We start from the raw sequence: 20856 nt of genomic DNA, 5'->3' as shown, positions 1-20856 counted from the left end.
CACGGTCTTTCCTGAAACGATGTCAGATGGGGCGTTCGCCGGACGTGGTCGTGCGGTGCATGATGCGGATCGACGCCGGATCGAAGGAATCGCGCCGATGCATCGTGCATCGGTTGTCCCACATCATGATGTCGCCCTCCTCCCATTGCTGAACGAAGACCTCCTGCTCATTGGTGGTGTGATCCCAAAGCTCGGCCAGCAGCGCCTCGCTCTCGTCGAGCGGCATGCCGACGATCCAGGCCTTGTCGGCGGTGCCGCCGAGATAGAGTGCCTTTCTGCCGGTTTCGCCATGGGTGCGCACAAGCGGATGGACCATGCCGCTCCACTCGCGGAAATCCTTGCTCGTCGGCTCGGTCTTTCCAAGCCTGAGCTTGCCGGTCTTGTCATAGACGTTCTGGAAGAAGATCTGCCGGCCGTCGACGAGCTTTTGCAGGGCAGCCGGCAACGTCTCGTAGGCCATGTAGGTGGAGAGGAAATAGGTGTCGCCCCCCGACGGCGGAACCTTGACGGCACGAAGAATTGCCCCGGCAGGTGGCCTTTCGTAAAACCAGGTATCGGTATGCCAGGTCGCCTCGCTGTTGCCCATGGCGCCGGTCGGCTTGCCGTCCTGCGTCGCATTGCTGATGACGAGGATTTCCGGATGGGTCGGGTGGCCGCCTTCCTGGAGCTGCTTCGGGTGAATGACGAACTCGCCGAAATTACGCGAGAAGGCCACCTGGTCGGCATCGGTGATGCGTGTGTTCTTGAAGCGCAGAACACCATATGTCAGCCAGTAGTGGCGCACTTCCTCGATATCATGCGCATCGTAATCGTTGAAATCGAACCCCTCGATGTCGGCGCAGACATTACTTTGCGCCTGCTCCGCCTTCAGTCTTTTCTTCAGCATTTCCATTCTCCTTCTGTTGCCCCCTGTCGAGGTCATCATGACGCTACGTCTGCTCAGTGCGGGGCTCCAACGTCATTGCCCGGTGATTGATGGCGACGACCGATAGATGCCCTCAGACTGCCAGGAGGCGCACATCGGACGGATTGACGGCGAGCGTCACCATCTGACCAGGTGCCAGAGCGTGTCCGGCGGCGATCGGGGGATGCTGCAGGACCAGCCGGTGCCCAAGGCCGATGACGACCTCCAGTTCCTGATGGGCGCCGAAGTCCGTCACCCGCCGCAACGTGGCTTCGAGCCGGTTCATGCCGGGCGGCACGTCGTCGACGCCGACCAGCCTTACATTCTGGGGCCTGACCGAGCAGAAGCCGACAGAGGCGGGACTGTCAGCGCCCGCGCCGGCGAGGATGACGGGACCGCCTTCTATCGAGAGTTTGTAGCCCGCCGCTGAGCGGGAATAGGCCGATACCGGCAGGATGTTCGACTGCCCGATGAATTCGGCAACGAAGCGTGAAGCGGGATGGCGGTAGATGTCGCCCGGTACGCCCTGCTGGGCGATCGTTCCACCCTCCATGACGACGATACGGTCGGACATGGCCATGGCCTCCTCCTGATCGTGCGTCACATACACGAATGTCATGCCGAGCCTTTCGTGGATCTCCTTGAGTTCAGCGCGCATGGCCTCCCTCAGCTTGAGGTCGAGATTGGACAGGGGCTCGTCGAGCAACAGCACCGAGGGCTGGGGCGCGATCGCCCGTGCGAGCGCAACACGTTGCTGCTGGCCGCCGGAGAGCTCCCTGGGATAGCGGTCGGAAAAACCCTCGAGATGGACACTGCGAAGCGCGCTCTCGACAATGGCCTTCATCTCGGGACGGGCGACGCCACGCATGCGCAGTCCGAAGCCGACATTTTCGGCGACGGTCATGTGGGGAAAGAGCGCGTAGTTCTGGAACACCAGGCCGAGATTGCGCTTTTCCGGCGGCACGTTCACCTGGCTGCGTCCGCGGATGCGGATATCGCCGCGACTGGGCATGCTGAAGCCGGCGATCATGTTCAGGGTGGTCGTCTTGCCGCAGCCGGAAGGGCCGAGAATACTGACGAATTCGCCTTTGGGGATCTGGAGGTCGATATCCCGGACCACAGAAACCTGACCGAAGGACTTTCTCACCTGCTGCAGTTCGATATCGAATTCGCTCATTTGCTTCCTCCATGAAGTTGCGCCGAAAAGCCGCCAAGTTTTTCGAAAGCCAGGATCACCACGAGGATAAAAACCATCGAAGCGACATTGACGGCCGCCATGATCGGATCGAGGCTGTATTCGAGGTGATTGATAACGGCGATCGGCAGCGTCGTGTCTCCGGGGCGCACCAGGAAGACCGACAGCGGAATGTTGTTGAACGAGATGATGAAGGCGAAGGTCACGCCCGACAGCACACCCGGCTTGATCAGGGGCAGGACGACATAAAACAGCCGCTGGGCCCTGCTTGCACCGAGGATCTGTGCCGCCCGATCGAGATTATCGTCGAAGTTTACGAGCGCGCCAACCGCCATTCGCATCACGAAGGGCAGCGCGAGCACGACATGGGCTGCAATCAGGGCCGGCGTGCCGAGCAGGTTCTGCAGGCCGATGATCGACAGGAACAGGACGATTGCCACCCCCTTGACGATCTGTGGAACCGAAAGGGGCGACAGCAGCGCCGCCATGATGACGCTCGAGCCCGCAACCCGCTCATAGACGAGGGCGAGGGCTGCGAGGGTTCCAAGCACCCCGCTGATGGCTGCGACGAGCACGGCGATCCTGACGCTCAACAGGAAGGGCTGAACCCAGCGCTCGTCGAAAAGGCCGCCATACCAGATCGGCGTCCAATCCCATGGCCGAAAGCTTACGGCCGCGGTCGGGCTCAGCGACGCCGCGACGACGACAACGAGCGGGAGCGTGATGAAGGCCAGCACCAGTGCCAGCGTGAGCCAGAAGCCGAATGCGATTGTCCTGGTCATTTCCCGTCTCCCTCTCGTTGTGACCGGCGCTTTTTGAGACGCGCCTCAAGGCCGAGTCCGGCAAGCGAAACGGTGAGCATCATCGCCAGCAATGCGATCGCCATGACGCTTGCAAACGGCCAGTCGATGTAGAACAGGACCTGTTCCGAGATCATCGTCGCCAGGACCTTGAAACGCGCGCCGCCAAGCAGAGCCGGCGTCGCATAGGCGCTGGCCGCCATGGTGAAGCTGATCAGCAGCGAGCTGACGATGCCGGGCACCGACAGCGGCAGGACGATATGGCGCATAACGGAGGCCCTGGAGGCGCCCAGCATCTGCGCTGCCCGTTCCAGGTTGACGTCGATGCCCTGGATGCTTGTCATCAGCGACAGGATGCCAAAAGGCAGCACGACATGGGTAAGCCCGACGACGACGGCAAACAGGCTTTTCGACAGGGGAAGAGGCGCCGTTATCAGGCCGACATGGATCAGGACATCATTGATGAAGCCGCGATCTTCCAGAATGATCAGCCAGCCATAGGTGCGCAGGACGACGCCTGCGAGTTCGGGCGTCAGCGCCAGGGCAAAAACGAGCGTGCGCCAGCGTGATCGCGAGCGGGCGAGGAAATAGGCCACGGGATAGCCGAGAAGCGTAACGGCGACGGCAACCAGGGCGGACATGACGGCTGTGCGGGCAAATCCGACGAGAGACAGGCCATCAACGAAGAAGCGCTCGTAGTTTGCAAATGTTGGCGTCAGCGAACGGCTGTCGAGAAAGCTCATGCCGATCATCACGCCCATTGGAAGGGCAAAGAAGACCGTCAGCAGCAGACAGGAGGGGGCCAGCAGCATCGGTGCCGTGGCTCGGACGGAAAGACGCCCGGGTGAGGGCGGGGCGGTTGCGACAAGCACTGTCATGACACGTCCTCACCGGGCCTGCGAGACGACGTCCCGCTCCCATCGTTGGCCCCATTCGGCAAGCCTGTCGCCCAGCACCGTCAGATCCGGCAGCCGGAGCGATCTCATGGCCTCGGGGGTTGTGACCTGGCGGCTGCGAAGTGCCTCGGGCACCTCGATATCCATGCGCGCGCTGCCGACCTTGTAGCCTGCTACCCAGGCCTCCTGGCTGGTCTTTTCGAGAAAGAAATCGATGAAGGACCTCGCTGCCGCCTTGTGTTCGGAGCCGGCAGGTATGTTCAATGTCGCCAGAAGCGGGATCGTCCCTTCCTTCGGCCGGACATAGTCGACCGGCAGGCCCTCGTCCACCAGCAGCTGGGCGCGACCATTCCAGAACGGCATTGCCCAGACGGTTGCGTCCTTGATATAGCTTTCGAGAATGGCGGAAGACTGCTCGAAGCCGATCGACTGCCCGGAAAGCTTGGCCATTGCCGCAAAACCGGGATCGATATTGTCGATGAGTCCACCGCCCTCGGTGACGGACATCATCTCCAGGAGGTAGACGGCCATGATGTTCTGGAAGGTCGGCAGAACCACCTTTTTCTTGAGATCGGGCGAAAGCAGATCGGCCCAGGACGTCGGCGCAGCGGCCAATTTGTCGGTCCTGTAGAGCAGCGCCATGTACTGGACTTCATGCACGGCGCCGCAGGGGCCGGCGGCGTTCTGAAGGCTTCGCGTCAGCGACCCGAGGTTGGGGATCTCGGAGACGTCCAGCTTGTCCAGCAAACCGTCGCGGCAGCCCTGCAGCGACTGGGAGGCCGTCATGACGACGACATCGAAACCCGGATGTCCATCGCTCGCCTTGATCTTGGCGTAGTCCTGGGAAGCAGAGCCGACAGCATCGTAGACGACATCGATGCCAGTCTTGCGTTCGAAGGGCTCGATAATGGCCTGCCGGATGATCGCTTCATAGGGGCCGCCATAACTGTTGACGACAAGTGTCTCGGCATTGGCAAGCTCAGGCAGGCAGATCGCCAGGGCTGCATAGAATATGGCTGAGGGCTGGATGGTCGGCACGTCTGTTCTCCCGGTTGGATAAGTTCCCGGAAAAAGAGTGACGGTACGGACTCCACTGGTCTAATCGGAACCGCCAGGAATTAACGGCTGATCTCCATTGATAACAGAGGCTCGAAGCAGCAGGACTGCGGCCGAGCGCCCCATGCGGCGAAGAAGAACGCAGCCCGTGACATCACATGAGCATCCCCGCGTGCTCCTGCCTCGAAACGACAATGGCCGTCGGCGTCGCGCGACGCAGGCGGTGGTGACGGGCCCGTCGAGCTTTCCACGCCGGACTGAGGTCTTCCCCTCTGCATCAGAGGTTGCAATTTTCACGAAAAACATCCTATGCTGTCGCAAGGGGCCCGGGTGCAGCGTCAGCGAGGGACGCGACGATGGAGATCTGGTTCGACAGGTTGACGGAAGGGCTTTCTCTTGCCCGTGACGAAGTCAGTGCCACATCGGTCCTTGCGCGGCTGACCGCCGAGGCGGGCTTTACTTTATATTCCTATCTCGTCCTTCGTGCCGATCACGCGGCGGCGCTTTCCAACTATCCTTCCGAATGGCAAAGGCGATATCTCGAGCGATGTTACGCCCATGTCGATCCGGCGATCCGGGGCGCCAGAGCAGGGATGAAAGCCTTCCGGTGGTCGAGCACGACCTTCGACGGTGCGAAAGAGCAGCGCCGGTTCATGGCCGAAGCGGTCGAGTTCGGGATCCGGTCCGGCCTCACCATCCCGGTGCATACCGGCTATGGCGGTCTTGCATTGTTTACACTGGCCTCGGGCGAAGGCGACGCCGGTCAGCTACCCGGCCTCGATCCCGTTATCGCCGCCGCAACGATCGCGCAGCTCCACGTCCGCCTCAGCATGCTCAAGCTTCACACTACGACCAGGCCCGATATCAGGCTGAAGCTCGAAGAGCTTTGCTGTCTGCGCTGGTCGGCGGAGGGCAAGTCGATGGAAGCAATAGCCGTCATCGAGAACATGGCCTACGCCAATGTGGTCTTCCATCTTCGAAACGCCAAGGCAGCACTCGGGGCGACCACGTTGCCGCAGGCAACAGCGCTCGCCAAGGAATTCGGATTGATCTGAGGCACGAGCCCGAGCCCCAAGACAGGCCCTAGCGTCTTTCGTCAAGCCTGGAGAGGTCCACACGCATGACCGCGCCACCAATGTCGCCCTCACGCATAGGATCATCTGTCGGCGACAGGGCAGGGGCCGGTTGGCGGCTGGCGTCTTCGTCGCGAACAAGTGTTCTTGCCGGCGCCTGCTCGGCTGTTTTGACGCCCTCGAAAACCTTCGAACCCTCGAAATATCCGGATTTCCACGAAAGCACCGCGTCCTCGAAGATCAACCGGGACGCTTCCCTTCCTTGGGGATTTCCATACCAATCCGCAACGACGCGCATCACATGGCTGAAAAGGCCCGAGCCGCGCTTCAGGTTCTGGCACGGGTCGAAAAGATCCGCATCGATCTCTTCGACCTGCCTCGCGCCAAGTCCGGCCGGCATCTGCGTTACGCCCACCCTGACGACGGCGTGACCGGCATACTGGCGCACCAGGGATATCGCCTGGCCGGTATCGGCCGGCTTTGGCAGCACCAGCAGCCGGTCTCCGGACATCACCGTGACCGCGAGCGGATCCGCAGATCCTGCTGCCGCCAGAAAACGCTCGACGACGGCAGGTGTCAAAGTGGGGTCGGCGCATTGCGCAATCAGGCTGGCGTCCATGATGACAGTCCTTGAATCATGTGTTGAAGGAAAAGAGGGCCGGCTTGCCGAAGAGCCTCGCCCAGGCAAGGATGGTGGCGCGCTGGACTGCAGCGATCGACGTGCCCGACGTCCACCAGCCGTTGCCGATCGCCACCACCAGATCGGGGTCGGACCACATGGACTGCAGGATCGGCCAGATCAGCAGCTGTTCGTAGCAGATCAGGATGGTCACGCGTTGACCAGCGACCGTCTGCTCGGCCTTCCCAAGCATATGTGCATTGGCGCCGCCGCTTTCTCCCATCCAGCCTCGCCAGGGTGCCCACATGGCAATCGGCACCGGCATGCGCTGGCGGTAGACGACGCGGCTTTCGGCCTTGCCGATGCTGACGACGACATTGTCGTAGCCGGATGCGTCGGCGAGGGAGGCGCCGGCAAGGACGGTGACGTTCCAATCAGCAAGCGCGTTGCGCCACAGGTGATCGACGGCCGGCGTCCAGAAGCCCAGCGCGCCTTCCGGCAGGACGACAATGCTGCTGCCGCCAGCCTGCGCCTTGCCAACCGTCGCGATGAGATCCCGCTGCAACGGCAGAGATAGGTCGCGGCCGAGGGCAGATCCCAATTGCAGGTCGACGCCCTGCCAGCCCACCGGTACCGGCCTGTCCTTCCAGGTCGAGGCCGACCAGAGCCAGGCACCGGCAAGCACGATCGCGCCGAGCGGGCGAAAACCCGTGGCAAGAACCGCAAGACCGGCAGCGCCGGCCAACAGCCCCGCAAGGCCCCAGCCTGCAAAGAGAACTCCGGCCGCGGTCAACGGGCTCGCCCAGCCGCTGATCCCGAAGGGCGGGACCATCATGAGGGTGGTGGCGAAAAGGTAGCGGCAGGCTCTCCTCCATCCTGACGCCTGCGTCCAGGAGAGCATGTGGACGCCGACGAAGACGATCGAGGCTGCAAGCCACAGGACAAGTCCCGGCCAGAGGTCGGTTGCGTAATAGGTTGCCACGCCTTGCGGCAGGGCGCGCGACGCCGACAGGAAATATAAGCAGGATATGGCCCCGGCCTGCCGGCGGTCGCGGCAGAGCGACCAGATCGCCGGAAACGCCATGGCCGCAGGAAGCATGTCGACGGCACCGCACCAGCCGATCCAGCCCGCCGCGATAGAGGTGACGACGAGTAGGGGAAAGCGCAGCGGTTCCATGCGCGGGCGCAAGCGGCGCTTTCGGTCAGGGCGCATAGGTTGCGACCTCTCTTGCCAGCCCCAGAATGCCTGAGGCCGGGACCGGCCCGAAATAGCGCGAATCAAAGGAGGCTTCGAAAGGCGAGTGGAGGAAGACCTGACCGGCCGGCACCGGCCCTCCCGGCCAGGCCGTCAGGGGCCTGCCGCGTCCATCGGCCGCCATCGGCCGGGATTGTTCGAGCAGGGCGCCGTCGATGACGACGACGCCGCTGAGCTTGATTGTCTGGCCGGCGGTTGCGACGACAGACTTGATGAGCGGCGCGTAGCCTCCAGGGCACGGGCCTGGCCGCAGGTAACCGCGCCTTCTGGCCTCGCGCATGTCCGCGCGCTGCGGCGGGCAGATGAAGACGCGCGCGCCGGCGAGCGCCTGCCTGTCGAGCGGTGCGATACGCCAAAGGCCGATCGGCTCGCTCGGGGTCAGATTGAGCCGCAGCCCGAACTGATGGAGAAGGGCGAGACCCGCGGCCAATCCGACGAACACCGAAATTGCGTGGGTGCCACGAGCCCATGCGACAGGAAAAATGTGACCGCCGATCGACCTTGCCTCCTGGATCATCGTGAACCTGCCTCGCCACCTCGCAGCACCTCCTGCCCTAAAACGCTGAGGCGGCGATCGGTGCGCGGACTGTCGTCACCGGACACCGCGTCAGGTCGGGCAGATTTCATGATTCCGGCTACCATCGGTTAAGCCTCCTTCTCCGACATGAGTTCGTTCGGGTTGACGGGCTTTCTCGGCGCGATCCCGGCTGCGACAGCCGCAACGGGACGACATTTTCGGTCAGTCTGGCGCGCCCTTCGATCTGTCCCTTCGCTACGGTCCGGATCATGGCCAAAGCGGTCGACTGGGCCAACTCGCATTTCTGTCAGTAGATGGGCGGGCCGATCTGAAGGATCGTCGCAGGGTCGAAACTGCCCGACAGGAGCATCTCGAATGAGGAGGCCATCCTGCACGATCCGCGCCGCGGTTGCCGGCCTGTGGAACGATGTGAAACAAGCCGCGACCGGCAAAGACGAGGGCATCGGCCGTCTTGCGGCGGCAATCGGCGGCAAGGTCGTCTGCGATGGCACATAGGATCATCCTGCCGGTTCTTGCCCTTGGGCTGATGCTGAGCGCAACGCTCCTGACGATGGGCATGGATGTGACGCTTGCCGATTTGGGCAAGACCGGCGCCAGCCGGCGCGCTCTGGCAGGCATCGGCCTGGCTCTGCCCTTTGTCTCTGCCGCGGCGACAGGTCTTGCCCTGCTCTTTGCCTGTGCCGGGTCGGCGGCAATCCGGCACGCCGGCGCGGGTGTCGTTACAGGCGCCATGTCGAGCCTCGCTATCGCAGCGTTCGAGCAGGCCGCGCGACACGCCACAGTCATGCCATCAGCCCGGTCAGTCCCACCCTATCTCGATCCCGCGACGATGATCGGCGCTTGTGCGCTTTTGCTCTCGGCTGCTTTCGGCTTGCGGGTCGTGGTTTCAGGCAACGCAGCTTTTGTCCGCCCGACCCCGAGGCGGACCCGTGGCAAACGTGCAGTTCACGGCGAGGCCGAATGGATGTCATTGTCCCAAGCGCAAGCGCTCTTTACCCCGACCGGTGGCATCGTCATCGGCGAGTGTTACCGCGTGGATCGGACCGACGTTGCCGGCCGGCCATTTCGGGCAATCGACAAGGAGAGCTGGGGTCCCGGCGGCAGGCAGCCACTTCTCTGTTTTGATTGCTCGTTCGGTTCGACCCATGGAATCGTCTTTGCCGGATCCGGCGGTTTCAAGACGACGTCGGTGACAATCCCCACCGCCCTCAAATGGGGCGGCACGCTCGTCCTGCTCGATCCTTCCAACGAGGTAGCCCCGATGGTAGCAACGCACCGGCAGGCGGCAGGTCGCCGGATCAAGATCCTCGATCCGCATCAGCCCGCTGTCGGCTTCAACGCGCTCGACTGGATAGGCCGCTTCGGCGCGTCGAAGGAGGAGGATATAGCAGCGATCGCCTCCTGGATCATGAGCGACAGCGGACGGAGCGGCGGCCTTCGCGACGATTTCTTCCGCGCATCGGGGCAGCAGCTGCTGACCGCAATGATTGCCGATGCCTGCCTGTCGGGGCAGACCGACGGGGACCGGCAGACGCTGCGGCAGGTGCGCGCCAACCTTGCCGAACCCGAACCGCAACTGCGCCGGCGCCTGGAGGGGATCTACGAGAGGTCGGGTTCCGAATTCGTGCGAAGCAACGTCGCCGTCTTCGTCAACATGACGCCGGAAACCTTTTCCGGCGTCTATGCCAATGCCGTCAAGGAAACGCATTGGCTTTCCTATGAAAATTACGCAGCCCTGGTGTCGGGCTCGAGTTTTTCGACCGATGATCTCGCGTCCGGGACAACCGACGTCTTCATCAATATCGACCTTAAGACGCTCGAGACGCATGCCGGACTCGCGCGCCTGATCATCGGCTCCTTCCTGAACGCGATCTACAATCGCGACGGCGTCGTGAGCGAACCTTCGCTTTTCCTCCTCGATGAGGCGGCCCGTCTCGGCTACATGCGCGTCCTGGAAACGGCAAGGGACGCCGGCCGCAAATATGGCATCACGCTGGCGATGATCTACCAGTCGATCGGCCAGATGCGGGAAACCTATGGCGGTCGGGATGCTGCGAGCAAATGGTTCGAGAGCGCGAGCTGGATTTCGTTTGCGGCGATCAACGATCCGGAGACCGCCGACTATATTTCGCGCCGCTGCGGCATGACGACCGTGGAGGTCGACCAGGAAAGCCGCAGCGTGCAGGCGAGGGGATCATCGCGCACGCGCTCGAAACAGCTGGCGCCACGCCCGCTGATCCTGCCTCACGAAGTGCTGCAGATGCGCGCCGACGAGCAGATCATCTTCACAGCGGGCAACCGCCCGCTTCGCTGCGGGCGAGCGATCTGGTTCCGAAGAGCCGACATGCGCGTCTGCGTGCACGAAAACCGCTTCCACAGAAACACGCCGCGATAGTTCGGGGGCCGTTACCTCCGAGGAACTGCCGACGCGATCGCCGCTTCGACATCCTGATGGTGCAGGCAAGGCCCCGCCTTTCGGCGGGGCGCTCGGTCTCAGTCCTGGCTGACGCGGCGCGACCAGATCAGCTGGTATCCCCCTTCCCCCTCGATCTCCGAGAGCGTTGCGTAAATCGGAGCTGAGAAGCTCGGATCGTCGAGCTTGACCGAGAGATAGTCGCGGCCCTGCTCGGAGGTTTTCTTCCAGGCGGCGCCGAGTTCGACGGGACCAGCCAAGACGCGGTAGTGCGGGCCCTTATCCGTGGGATTGTCGATCCGGGCGATGCGGGCCTTGACGTTGAGGGCGAGGGTGCGGATCGAGCCGGAGAAGCCATTTTCGATGCTGGTGAAGGTACCGATGCTTGCCATTTTCCTGTTCCTTTCGCTGTTTCGGGCCGCGCCCATCGCGGCCTCGATGGCTGTCGAAAAGACCGGGAACGAGCGGACCGCACCCATAGGGCCGAAATGCAATGGAGGACGGCAAGTCGCAATTTTGTGAGTGGGCGCGGAATGACGGCGATAGCCGGCAGGGGTCAGAAAATTGCGACTGCCGTTGCGGCTGGACGATCGAGGCGTAGCCGCTTTCCGGTCAGACAGGGGCATCGAGCCCGCGCATGGGGGCGACAAAAAACAATCCGGGAACGGGCATTGGCAAAGCCTGCGCCTGCGCCTGCGCCGAAGCGGCGCGGCGGCCGCACCAGATACGTTCGACACCAGAGAGGCGGCCTCGGCGGAACCTTCCCGTCACAGGCCTACGTTGCCCGCTCCTGGCTGATCGGTGCAGCGGGGCTGCGTCTGACGTTATAGCAAACGACACCCCGGCCAGTTTCGAGGCGCTACGGCTGCCTGTGGATCTCATGCGGCGGACACGGGAACGAAAACTCGGAAAGGCAATGGATGACGCGATCGGGTTCAGATGGCGATTGGCGATCGAATTGCCTAGTCGCAATGCGGTGGATGCTTGACGCAGGGCGGCAGCAGCGGCTGCTGTCGTCTGGAGTGTCTGGGAGGAAACGGTGCCTCTGCCCCGGCATTGCCGCGGGCAGAGGTGGGGCGTTTGCCCCTCAGGCTCGCATCACTTGTTCATCGCATCCTTGAGGGCCTTGGCCGGCTGGAAGCTCAGCTTCTTTGCGGCCGCAACCTTGATCGTGGCGCCGGTCGCGGGATTGCGCGCCTCGCGTTCCGGCGTCGCCTTCACCTTGAACTTGCCAAAGCCAGGCAGCGATGTCTCGTTTCCGGCAAGGGCCGCCTCGGTGATCGATGCCAGGACGGCCTCGACGATCGCTTTGCCCTGGACCTTTGTCAGGCCGTGCGCGCCGGCGATCTTGTCTGCAATTTCATTCGTCGTCGTCATGTCGGTCTCCGCGTCATCTGTGGGACAAGATCTCTGCCATCGGCAAATCTCTTTGTCATGAGGCCGGGGCTGATCCTTAGGCCGGCGGCAGGATTATCCACAGCTTCCGGCCCATGCGTCGTCGCCAGCTGTTCGTGTCGCATGGCCGGAAAATATGGGCGATGATGCCCGACCGGCCAAAGCCAAGGAGCGAGCGCCCCCCAAGAGGAGGTTTTTCCCTCGCGAAGGATGCGATCAGGATAATCCGCGTGGTCTCAGTTACGCTCATGCGCCATGGACAGCATGTGGCGCCAGCTTATGACGTATCCAGCCACGATAAGATGATGCAGCCCCGCCAAGATAAGCCGCCTAGACAGGAAATCGGGGTCGAAAGTGACCATGGGCGTCTCCCGGGTGTAGTGCCGTAGCGTGAAGGTGAACATTTCCTCCCAGCTGCGGCGGACAGCAGAGGTCTCGCAGGCAAGGCCCGGCCGGTATCGATCCATCAATTCTCCAAGCGTCACTTCGCGTCCTCCCGATCCTCGCGGCATCAAAGACACGATACCAATCCAGGTTCGTTGTCCGACGGCGCTCTCTGGCGGGCAACCTTACTCGGTTGGCTTTTCCCAGCCTTGACGATGCGATCGTCATCGCTACCGCCATGCGTGACGACCATTGGATCCGTCACGTGACGCCACGGCCTTTCCATCGCTGCCGCCGCCATCCGTGGCATCTTTGACAAATCCCGGACAGCCAGCGATGCTGGCCTGGCCACATCGGACTGAAGTCCGGGGCGGGGAACGAACCGGCAGCTCTGATGTTGATCACTTGTCACTCAAGGAACCAAAATGCCCGCGTCCGACAAAAACGACCTGGATCTAAGGACGACACCGCACCGGCTGTATGGCAAGCGCGCGGTCTGGTGGTCATTGCTTGCAGTCCTGATATCCGTGCTGATCGTGGCCTGCGCCTATTATGAGCTGCGGCCGATGATCAATGGACAGCCCGTGACGGAACATGTCGATAAGCCGGCGGCAACTCAGTAAGCTGTTGGTGCTGCAAGGCTTGCATGCGGCAATTCTGCTCCCCTGGCGATAGAATGCAATTTTGAAACAGAAGCATATCGCGTACCCGCGTCCGAGCCGAGGTCCCCAAATTCTGGTTCATTTGTCCTTTTCGTAATTACGAGATTCCTTATTCAACCGTGTTGAAGGCGGCTCAGCGCAAACTGGCGGTCACGCAATCCCTTTTCGTACGCTGGCGTACCCTGGCTCGACAGTGTCGCAGGCGACATTAGCTCTCAACTGCTGATACTGCGTTATCAGTCGGAGAAGGGGCTTATTCCATCCTGTTGCGGCCCCTTCTCCATTCGACCTCCGCCTGTTGCCCGCCTGCGGCGGCTCCGTTACTGCAATCCTGGTCTTAAACGGCGCGGCTAGCACTCGCCGATGGATCCGACGCATTTCCTTCTGGAAACAAGTGCCGGGTTTGCAACAGGTATTTCCGCACACGGAAGTTATCTTACGGTTTACTTCTCTCACGCAGTGGAAGCCGTTGTCCCGGCGTCCTCGGATGGTATGTCTGCAAAGTGCTTCGTTCGTAGATTAGCAGGATAACGCGCGTCTGCCAAAAGGGGCTTGATGAGGCCTCCTCGGACCGTTCTCGGCAATTAGTACCCTCATACTGCCATTGTTCGGCGATTTCCGCCACAGAAGCCCGCGGACAGGCATGGAGTAACTCGAGGCTCAGTTGCTCGCGGCTAGCCGAACTTCGCCTTCGGCGGCCTCGCAGTGTGATAATAAAACACGCTTGCAAATGATTATTTTCTCCTGCAGTTCTTGTTTGTACAAGCGACTGCGAACGGACCGTCCAACATGGTAAAAACATTCGACGACGTACGGCCGCCCCCAAGCCGGCTCATCGGCTACGCCCGCGTCTCGAGCGAGGATCAGGTCCACGACGCACAGATGGAGGAACTGCGCGCCGCAGGCTGTCATCGGATCTACGAGGAACATGGCTCCGGCGCATCGCAGGCGCGACCGGTGCTGACAAGGCTGCTTGGCGAACTCACCGCCGGGGACGTGCTCGTAATTGTTCGTCTTGATCGCCTGGCGCGCTCGATAGGCCATCTGATGACAGTGCTCGAGGATCTAGAGAGCCGCGGCGTCTATTTCCGGTCGATCGGCGATCCGATCGATACCGCAGCGCCTCAGGGCAGGTTTTCCCTCCAGGTGCTCGCCGCGGTGGCGCAGCTCGAACGCGCGCTGGTCTCCGAACGGACCAAAGCCGGCATAAAGGCGGCAAAGTCGCGGGGCAAGCGTCCTGGGAACCCCGGCCTGCGAGAGCGGCGCCCGGAAGCGATCAGGGCCGTCTCGCAGGCGAGACAAAAACTTTACCTCGACGAACTGACGGCATCCGCGCAAACATGGCTGCCAGTCGTGCGGCAACTTCGGCCCCAGCACAGCTGGGACAATGTCGTACAGGTACTCAGTCGCCGCGGCCAGGACTGGAGTGTGGAACGCCTGCGTCGCGCCGTGCATCGCATGGTTGGCGAAAAACTGGCAGAACAGGAACTCCTGGCGCGCGCTCCTCGCCGGTCCGCAGAGGACCGTCTGATGAAGTTGGTCGCGGCGATTGCGATCGCTGACCCGGATCTCTCGCTTCGAAAGATCGCAGCGCAGCTCGATCAGATGGGGGAGCGCCCAGCTCGCGGTGGCCAGAAATGGCAGCCGTCCTCGGTTCGCCATTTGCTCGACGAAGCCCATCGGTTCGGCCTCATGCCGCGCTGAAGGCAGCATCATCGATCGACCTGTTGCACTCGCTTCTCAGGGAACGAGCGCAAGGGCGGGCTCGTGTTGTTTCTCATGTCCCGCAGGCTTGGAACCTGAAGCACGCCTGGCAGTTAGAAACCCTCATCTCGCAGGAGGATCGTCGATGCATGTTCGCGAAATGATCGAAAACCACCCTAATGTCCATGGCCGATCGGCAGACGCTCTGCTCAGGTGCATCCAAGAATGCTACGCCTGCGCTCAGGCTTGCACGAGCTGCGCGGATGCCTGTCTTGCAGAACCATCCCCGGCCGGACTTGCCCAATGCATACGCCTCAACCTCGATTGCGGCGATATCTGCGCGACGACCGGCATGATCGCATCTCGGATGACCGGCTCCAATATGGAGGTCGTCCACATGCTCATCGATACCTGCGCCTTGGCATGTCACGCCTGCGAGAGCGAATGCAATGAACATGGCGAAATGCATCGACACTGCCGGATCTGCGCACAGGCATGCAGGCGCTGCTACGAAGCCTGCTTATCCGCCCTGCCGCTTGCGCATTGAGTTTCGGTCCAGCTGCAATTGAAAACGGAAAATTATAAGCGTTCAGCTGCGCGTCCGATCTTGGGCGCAGGCAGGCCGGATCGAGCTTTTAGGATTTGCATGCCGTTCGAGCCGAACATTGAGAAGCCCCGCGCGTCGCCTGCCTTCAGAGAGCGCCGCCGTCCTCAAGCCTGCAGGATCTTTGCCCTGTCAGCCCGGCGCTCGGTCTCAGTTCGACGCCAATGTGCTTGCCTCATTCCCGTTTGAACCTGCCGTCGAGGCCACGACCTGCCGCGTCGGCGGCACGCAGGCTCTGCGCGGCCCGTCATAGGGCTGGTAGCTGTTGTCCTCGGCGCGATAGGACTGGTAGCGGGCGGCACACCATGCCGCCGCGGCGCTATCTGCACCATTCGATACCGCCCCGGTCGTGGCAACCGTGCCTGAAGAGGCGGCAAAGGGCGACATACAGGTCTTCATCTGTCCGCTATAGGCCCGGTAACTGTTGGTGGCGGCATCAAACGAGCGGTAATGGCCGGCGCACCAGTTGAGATGCTCCGCCGATAGCGTCGGCGCCGTTGCCTCGGGTTCCTGGGGGAGCGTCGCCTTCGCGCGAGACGCCACCGCGACCTTCGGCGCGTCGGTGACATAGCTGGAATAGACGGCGGGGATGCGCTCGTAATTCTGGTGGGCAATGTCGACACGAACCGGTTTGGTCGTCCAGAGATCGGGTTGCGAGAGGCTTTCGAACGTGTGAGCCTCGGAATTGGCCAGCACAACGGAGGCGAGCGAGCCGGCTGCAACGGTTATGCCGATAGAGCTCGCAATGCCGAACGCGGCGGAAGCGATGGCCTTCATGATCCAATATCCTGCTTGTTTGGAAGGAGATGGACGCGGCGCAAGCCGCGTCCTGGCGCCAGATCAGTTGATGACCTGAATGACCTTGCGGGAAGACGGTTCGACGATGACGCGTTCGTCATTCACGATCGCATAGGCGTATTTCGGGTTTTCGGGCACTGGCGTCACGACCACCGTTTCGGGCAGCGCCTGGCCGACAACAACCTTCTCCTTGACGACGACACGCGTGGACGGGGCCGGCGCTTCCTGGACATAGGTGACGACCTTCTGCGGCGGCGGGTCGATCGCGGTACCGACGATTGCACCGGCCACACCGCCGACAGCTGCGCCGACCGGACCGCCGACAATCGCGCCGGTGACGGCGCCGCCTGCTGCCCCATTGACGGCAGACGACTGGGCGAAGGCTGCGCCCGACATGAGGGCAGCCGACACGGCCGCACCGATCATGATCTTATGAAACATCTTATCCTCCTTTGACTGATACCGGTCTGGCGACCGTGGTCAAAGAACGGGCCAATGCTCACCCTGTTCCACGTATCGGACTTTGGTCCGGGGTGAAAATCGCTGCTTTGCCTATCAACCCAAATATCTGCCTTGCCTGCTCTTGCAGTCCCTTGCACTGACGGCCCGCTTCTTCGCCGGCTTTGCGGCCGCACGCAAAGCGGCATACCGAGAAAAGACTGACAAGCCAGAGGCTTGGTCAGGGAAAGGTCTATTTCCGACGACCAGACAAGACGGCGCTGCAAGCGGGCACCTAAGTCAACGCTGCGCACCCCTCTGCGTCCCATGAAGGGTTGAGCCATGACAACGAACCGCCTGCCCATCCCGCCCCTCCGCTGGTTATGGCTTGCAGACCGGCCCAACCTGCGACAGGTCCGGTTGAACAGGGAGTGTTTGGTTGCTAGGCTGCCTCAAGCAACGAGCAGCCAAGGGTACCGTCATGCCGACTGGCACAGTAAAGTTTTTCAATGCCGACAAGGGGTTTGGCTTCATTACCCCGGAAACGGGCGGACCGGATATCTTCGTCCATGTGACCGCCTTGCTATCGGGAAACCTCCTCAAGGAAGGCCAGAATGTCTCCTATGAGGTTGGGCAGGATCGCAGGACCGGCAAGTCCAAGGCCGAAAACGTCAGATTGCTGTAACGCATCCCTCAAGGACGTTTTCGGAGCGCCCTGTCGTTGGCGCGCTCCGCCCACACAATCGCCGCCAATCGGCCAACCGCTCAAGAGCGGCTTGTCAATGCTTGGTCGCGCCGGTCGTCGTTCGCGTTGTTTTTTCCGGCGGCTTTGTCGTCGTTGCGCTCTGGGCGCCTGCTTTTGACGTTCCCGCCTGTTTGGCCTTGCCGGATACGTTCGGAACCGCTGCCTTCTTCGTCGCTTTCTTCCTGACCGCCTGGCCGCTCGTCGCAGCGCCTGCGGCAATTTCCTCAAACGCCTGCAGCCAATGTTTCATGTCCTCCCCGTGCGGCCGCCCCTCCTGCTCCCAGATTTCATAGGCCCGTTGTCTGATACGATCTTCATTCGCTGCCATGCGTCTTCTCCTCGGCAAACTCTTTTCGAACGACGTAAATGGCGCGATCAGACATGACGACAACGGTATGGTCGTGTTTTTGATGATGGCGCGACTGCCTCCGCAGCCCCGATGCAGCTTCGCACTGGCAGATCCGCCTTTATCTCTCGGGCCCGCCGCCAGCGGCCTGTTTCCTTCACCTCAGGAGGAGCGCAAACGTCATTTGTGTCGGAAGGAATGCGTCTTCTCGAGAGGAAGGCGCAGCTTGGAACCCTAAGCCCCCGGTCCGCATTATCAGCCAACTTCACGGGGATATTTTATGGATCACGAGACACTTCTGGCAACGACCTTCGCCTTCGCCTCCTTTGCTCTCGTCTGGTGGCAGATGAAATTCTGAAACGACTTTCCCAAGAATCGGCCAAAGACGGCGCCCGCGCCAACCCAGGCCCTGACGGGCATGTCGTCTGTTGTCCTCGACCCAGTTGCCGCTTGCCGGCCGTTTGTGCGTAAAAGCGTCGTCCGCCTCGCCTGCGGCTTCATGATCTGGCAGTCATTGAGTTGAAGCGCTGCATCCGGCCTTACGCGGGGCAACAACCGCGCTCATCAGGCGCTGGCGTGAGATGCAAGTGCATTCGTAGAATACGATTGCCGATCTTATCGCGCAAAAAGCTCGCACGCCTGAAAGGTAGGAGAGCCTGCCTCTGGCCTAACCCGCGTCCCGTTCCTGCCGGTATTGTGCGTAGAGGCGCTCCAGTCTCTCCTGCACGAATTCGTCGAAACCGGGCGCCGCCTTGTTGTCGAAGACAAAGGTGGCGGTTGTCGGCGTGCGTTTGAACTTCACTGGAAGATCAGCGATCTGTGCGGCCGAAGTCGCCTTCAGGGCAACTTGCTTTGCCGTTGCGAAGGCAAATGCTCGCTGAAACCGGTCATCGCTCGACAATTGGCCAATGTTGTCCGCGGACAACATCTCGATAAGCGCATCGATGTCGACCTTTTCCAGATGCTCACCAAACTCCATCCATCGGCGGCGACCGATCGCCGGCGCAGAGCCGATCGCGGTGATCAGAGCAATCGGGACCTGGCGTGTGACAGCGCGCATTTTGGCCAGCGCCGCCCTGTCTATATTGAGAGCTGCGGTGATCACGGCCCCGCCGAAGTTCTTCTCCTCCAGCCGATGGGCGAAAAGAGCGCGCTCGATATAGGACAGATCGGCGCGCGCATTGTTCTCCTGGCCCTGGCTGACGACGAGCTGCTCGTCGGTCAAGGCGCGCACGACTGCCTTGATCTTGATCTTGAGCGCCTTGGCCGCTGCCAGGCGCCGGTGACCGAAGGCGACCTGATAGCGACCCTTGGCCTGCGGGTGCGGCCGCACCAGGATCGGAACCTGCTGTCCGTGTTCCCGGATCTGCTCCGTCAGCTGCGCAAGCTCCGCCGCGTCGATATCGAGACGGTCGGCGACAAAGGAGGCATCAATCAAGGCCGTATCGATTTCGACGATTGTGCGACCCTCGGCGAGCTGGCGCTCCAGATCGTTGGCCCGCTCGACCTTTTCGGTGATGCTGCCAAGCGTCTTGGTAATCCCCCCGACGAGGCCCGCACTCCTTGTCTGCGGGATGAAGCCGGCGATCGGCCGGCTGTCGCGCGCTGGCGACACTGACGGATCGGGCCGGGCTTCGTTCGCGTTCGAGATTTCGATGAGATTTTTGCGCGCCATTGAGCTATCTCCTGCCCCAGGTAGAACGGATATGCGCCTCGACCTCGCCGTTGACGAGGTTCATCGATTCCAGGGCGCGGTCGTAGGTTCCTCGAATAAACTGTGCCCGATCGACCTCATAAAGCGTTTGCTTGGTGACGCCGGCGTCCGAGATTGCGGTGGATTTCAACATCGCGTTCTGCAGCATGCGGTTGCCGAAGATCGCCCGCATGAAACCGGTCATCTGGCTCTGCGGTCCGTCATTGGGTTCAAAGCGCGTCACGAGGTAACGCATCCAGTCATAGCTCGTGCGCCCGCCCGCCCGCTCGACGACCGACATCAGTTCGCTTGTCATCGTCAGGAACTGCGACATCGACATGACGTCAAGCATCTGCGGGTGCACGGTGATCAGCACGGAGGTCGCAGCACAGAGCGCCGACATCGTGAGAAAGCCGAGCTGCGGCGGGCAATCGATGACGACGATATCGTAAAGACTTTCGATATCGGTCAGCGCCTGACCGATCCGGGCAAAGAACAGGGATTCGGCAGTACCACCCGCCATGGCCTTCGGTGTCTCATGTTCGAACTCCATGAGTTCGAGATTGCCGGGAATGATGTGAAGGTTCGGCGTATAGGTCGAGCGCACCACTTCCGAGATCGATACCGGGCTCTCGTAGCGGATGGCACCGTAAATCGTTTCTCCCTCGCCGACGTCGAGTTCCGGCTGGTGGCCGAAGAGCGCCGATAGCGACGCCTGCGGGTCGAGATCGATGGCAAGCACGCGGTAGCCGCGCAGTGCCAGATATTGGGCGAGATGCGCTGAGGTCGTCGTCTTGCCGGATCCGCCCTTGAAATTCATGACGGAGACGACCTGCAGTTTTTCAGCGCCACGTCGCACCGGTACATATTTCGGCGTACCGTTGCGTTCGTCGAGTGCCTGACGGATGCGGTTCATGTCTTCGGCACCATACTGACGCCGGCCGTTGGCAAGGGGGTCCGGTCCGTGGCCCTCCTTGGCGATCTGGCGGAGATAACCCTCGCCGATGCCGATGAAGCCGGCGGCTTCCGTCGGGGAAAACAGCCGCATCGTCTTTCGAGACAGCGGCGGGAAAATTTTTGCCTGGTGCTGCTGGAGCTGATAGGCGAGCTCCTGAGCATCCGCTGCCAAAAGCGACGGAAGGTGCTCTTGATCGTCTTTCAGAACTGGATTCGCTAGCATCGTGGTTTCCAATCGAACTGCGCAATTTTCGATAATAAGAGGCCAACTGCGCAGTTATATTATCGCCCGATTCGTTACAGTTTCACAAACCCTTAACCACGCGCCTATCCACAGGGACCTGTGACAGGCACCTCGCCTAACCGCTGCAGCTGCGTTTA

Annotated in this window: 22 protein-coding genes; 6 read left to right on the top strand and 16 right to left on the bottom strand. The window is 61.7% G+C overall.

Annotation, left to right across the window (positions count from 1 at the left end; translation table 11 throughout):
- Positions 1-22: 22 nt before the first annotated feature.
- From FHT93_RS20705 to FHT93_RS20685, 5 genes are all read right to left on the bottom strand, one after another.
- Positions 23-886, bottom strand: a complete 864-nt coding sequence (locus tag FHT93_RS20705) for a TauD/TfdA family dioxygenase (RefSeq protein ID WP_112543695.1) — start codon at positions 884-886, stop codon at positions 23-25.
- A gap of 112 nt (positions 887-998) precedes the next feature.
- A complete protein-coding gene (locus FHT93_RS20700; protein WP_183849174.1) occupies positions 999-2081 on the bottom strand; it encodes an ABC transporter ATP-binding protein in 1083 nt (360 codons plus the stop codon).
- On the bottom strand, positions 2078-2881 hold the full coding sequence (locus FHT93_RS20695) for an ABC transporter permease (protein ID WP_112543697.1): 804 nt from the start codon (positions 2879-2881) through the stop codon (positions 2078-2080). The genes FHT93_RS20700 and FHT93_RS20695 overlap by 4 nt, the downstream gene beginning before the upstream one ends.
- Positions 2878-3711 carry an ABC transporter permease gene (locus FHT93_RS20690; RefSeq protein WP_183849420.1) on the bottom strand — a complete coding sequence of 278 codons (834 nt, stop codon included), beginning with the start codon at positions 3709-3711 and terminating at the stop codon, positions 2878-2880. Before FHT93_RS20690 ends, FHT93_RS20695 begins: the two co-directional genes overlap by 4 nt.
- Before the next feature lie 75 nt (positions 3712-3786).
- Positions 3787-4824 carry an ABC transporter substrate-binding protein gene (locus FHT93_RS20685; RefSeq protein WP_348649798.1) on the bottom strand — a complete coding sequence of 346 codons (1038 nt, stop codon included), beginning with the start codon at positions 4822-4824 and terminating at the stop codon, positions 3787-3789.
- Positions 4825-5207: 383 nt separating this feature from the next.
- On the opposite strand from FHT93_RS20685, the gene FHT93_RS20680 reads away from it, so the two are divergent.
- Positions 5208-5906 carry an autoinducer binding domain-containing protein gene (locus FHT93_RS20680; RefSeq protein WP_112543699.1) on the top strand — a complete coding sequence of 233 codons (699 nt, stop codon included), beginning with the start codon at positions 5208-5210 and terminating at the stop codon, positions 5904-5906.
- Positions 5907-5934: 28 nt separating this feature from the next.
- On the opposite strand, the gene FHT93_RS20675 is transcribed toward FHT93_RS20680, so the two are convergent.
- Genes FHT93_RS20675 through traF form a run of 3 tightly spaced genes read right to left on the bottom strand, consistent with a single transcriptional unit; the run spans position 5935 to position 8315 of the window.
- Positions 5935-6543 carry a conjugal transfer protein TraH gene (locus FHT93_RS20675; RefSeq protein WP_210299353.1) on the bottom strand — a complete coding sequence of 203 codons (609 nt, stop codon included), beginning with the start codon at positions 6541-6543 and terminating at the stop codon, positions 5935-5937.
- Between the two features lie 16 nt (positions 6544-6559).
- Complete coding sequence (locus tag FHT93_RS20670; protein ID WP_246781666.1) at positions 6560-7756, bottom strand: conjugal transfer protein TraB; 1197 nt, start codon at positions 7754-7756, stop codon at positions 6560-6562.
- Positions 7746-8315: a conjugative transfer signal peptidase TraF gene (gene traF / locus FHT93_RS20665; RefSeq protein ID WP_183849172.1), complete on the bottom strand. Its 570-nt coding sequence runs from the start codon at positions 8313-8315 to the stop codon at positions 7746-7748. The genes FHT93_RS20670 and traF overlap by 11 nt, the downstream gene beginning before the upstream one ends.
- Positions 8316-8690: 375 nt before the next feature.
- Here traF and FHT93_RS20660 point away from each other — a divergent pair, with 375 nt between their 5' ends.
- Both FHT93_RS20660 and traG read left to right on the top strand, forming a co-directional pair.
- Entirely contained in the window at positions 8691-8831 is a 141-nt protein-coding gene (locus FHT93_RS20660; protein WP_183849170.1) for a hypothetical protein, read from the top strand.
- Complete coding sequence (traG, locus tag FHT93_RS20655) at positions 8821-10731, top strand: Ti-type conjugative transfer system protein TraG (protein ID WP_113016851.1); 1911 nt, start codon at positions 8821-8823, stop codon at positions 10729-10731. The genes FHT93_RS20660 and traG overlap by 11 nt, the downstream gene beginning before the upstream one ends.
- Before the next feature lie 98 nt (positions 10732-10829).
- On the opposite strand, the gene FHT93_RS20650 is transcribed toward traG, so the two are convergent.
- The 3 genes from FHT93_RS20650 to FHT93_RS20640 all read right to left on the bottom strand — a co-directional run bounded on the left by FHT93_RS20650 (position 10830) and on the right by FHT93_RS20640 (position 12611).
- Complete coding sequence (locus FHT93_RS20650) at positions 10830-11141, bottom strand: DUF736 domain-containing protein (protein WP_113207828.1); 312 nt, start codon at positions 11139-11141, stop codon at positions 10830-10832.
- Between the two features lie 706 nt (positions 11142-11847).
- On the bottom strand, positions 11848-12126 hold the full coding sequence (locus FHT93_RS20645; protein ID WP_112543703.1) for an HU family DNA-binding protein: 279 nt from the start codon (positions 12124-12126) through the stop codon (positions 11848-11850).
- Between the two features lie 254 nt (positions 12127-12380).
- Positions 12381-12611, bottom strand: coding sequence for a hypothetical protein (locus FHT93_RS20640; RefSeq protein WP_183849168.1), 231 nt, complete (start codon positions 12609-12611; stop codon positions 12381-12383).
- A gap of 342 nt (positions 12612-12953) precedes the next feature.
- On the opposite strand from FHT93_RS20640, the gene FHT93_RS20635 reads away from it, so the two are divergent.
- Both FHT93_RS20635 and FHT93_RS20630 read left to right on the top strand, forming a co-directional pair.
- Complete coding sequence (locus FHT93_RS20635; RefSeq protein WP_112543705.1) at positions 12954-13151, top strand: hypothetical protein; 198 nt, start codon at positions 12954-12956, stop codon at positions 13149-13151.
- 828 nt (positions 13152-13979) lie between these two features.
- Positions 13980-14894, top strand: a complete 915-nt coding sequence (locus FHT93_RS20630) for a recombinase family protein (RefSeq protein ID WP_112543706.1) — start codon at positions 13980-13982, stop codon at positions 14892-14894.
- A 754-nt stretch (positions 14895-15648) separates the two neighbouring features.
- Here FHT93_RS20630 and FHT93_RS20625 read toward each other — a convergent pair.
- Both FHT93_RS20625 and FHT93_RS20620 read right to left on the bottom strand, forming a co-directional pair.
- The gene (locus tag FHT93_RS20625) at positions 15649-16275 is read right to left on the bottom strand and encodes a BA14K family protein (RefSeq protein ID WP_183849166.1); all 627 of its coding nucleotides are present in this window, start codon (positions 16273-16275) and stop codon (positions 15649-15651) included.
- Positions 16276-16338: 63 nt separating this feature from the next.
- Complete coding sequence (locus FHT93_RS20620) at positions 16339-16737, bottom strand: DUF1236 domain-containing protein (protein WP_183849164.1); 399 nt, start codon at positions 16735-16737, stop codon at positions 16339-16341.
- Positions 16738-17215: 478 nt separating this feature from the next.
- On the opposite strand from FHT93_RS20620, the gene FHT93_RS20615 reads away from it, so the two are divergent.
- On the top strand, positions 17216-17419 hold the full coding sequence (locus tag FHT93_RS20615) for a cold-shock protein (RefSeq protein ID WP_112543710.1): 204 nt from the start codon (positions 17216-17218) through the stop codon (positions 17417-17419).
- Positions 17420-17513: 94 nt separating this feature from the next.
- Here the strand turns inward: FHT93_RS20615 and FHT93_RS20610 are convergent, their stop codons facing one another.
- The 3 genes from FHT93_RS20610 to repA all read right to left on the bottom strand — a co-directional run bounded on the left by FHT93_RS20610 (position 17514) and on the right by repA (position 20698).
- Complete coding sequence (locus tag FHT93_RS20610; protein ID WP_112543711.1) at positions 17514-17807, bottom strand: DUF2934 domain-containing protein; 294 nt, start codon at positions 17805-17807, stop codon at positions 17514-17516.
- Between the two features lie 685 nt (positions 17808-18492).
- Complete coding sequence (gene repB, locus FHT93_RS20605; RefSeq protein ID WP_112543713.1) at positions 18493-19500, bottom strand: plasmid partitioning protein RepB; 1008 nt, start codon at positions 19498-19500, stop codon at positions 18493-18495.
- Between the two features lie 4 nt (positions 19501-19504).
- Positions 19505-20698 carry a plasmid partitioning protein RepA gene (gene repA / locus FHT93_RS20600; protein ID WP_112543714.1) on the bottom strand — a complete coding sequence of 398 codons (1194 nt, stop codon included), beginning with the start codon at positions 20696-20698 and terminating at the stop codon, positions 19505-19507.
- Positions 20699-20856: the final 158 nt, after the last annotated feature.

The sequence above is a fragment of the Rhizobium sp. BK379 genome, assembly GCF_014193955.1.
Classification (GTDB): Bacteria; Pseudomonadota; Alphaproteobacteria; order Rhizobiales; family Rhizobiaceae; genus Rhizobium.
This window is presented reverse-complemented; position numbering and strand designations above follow the sequence as displayed.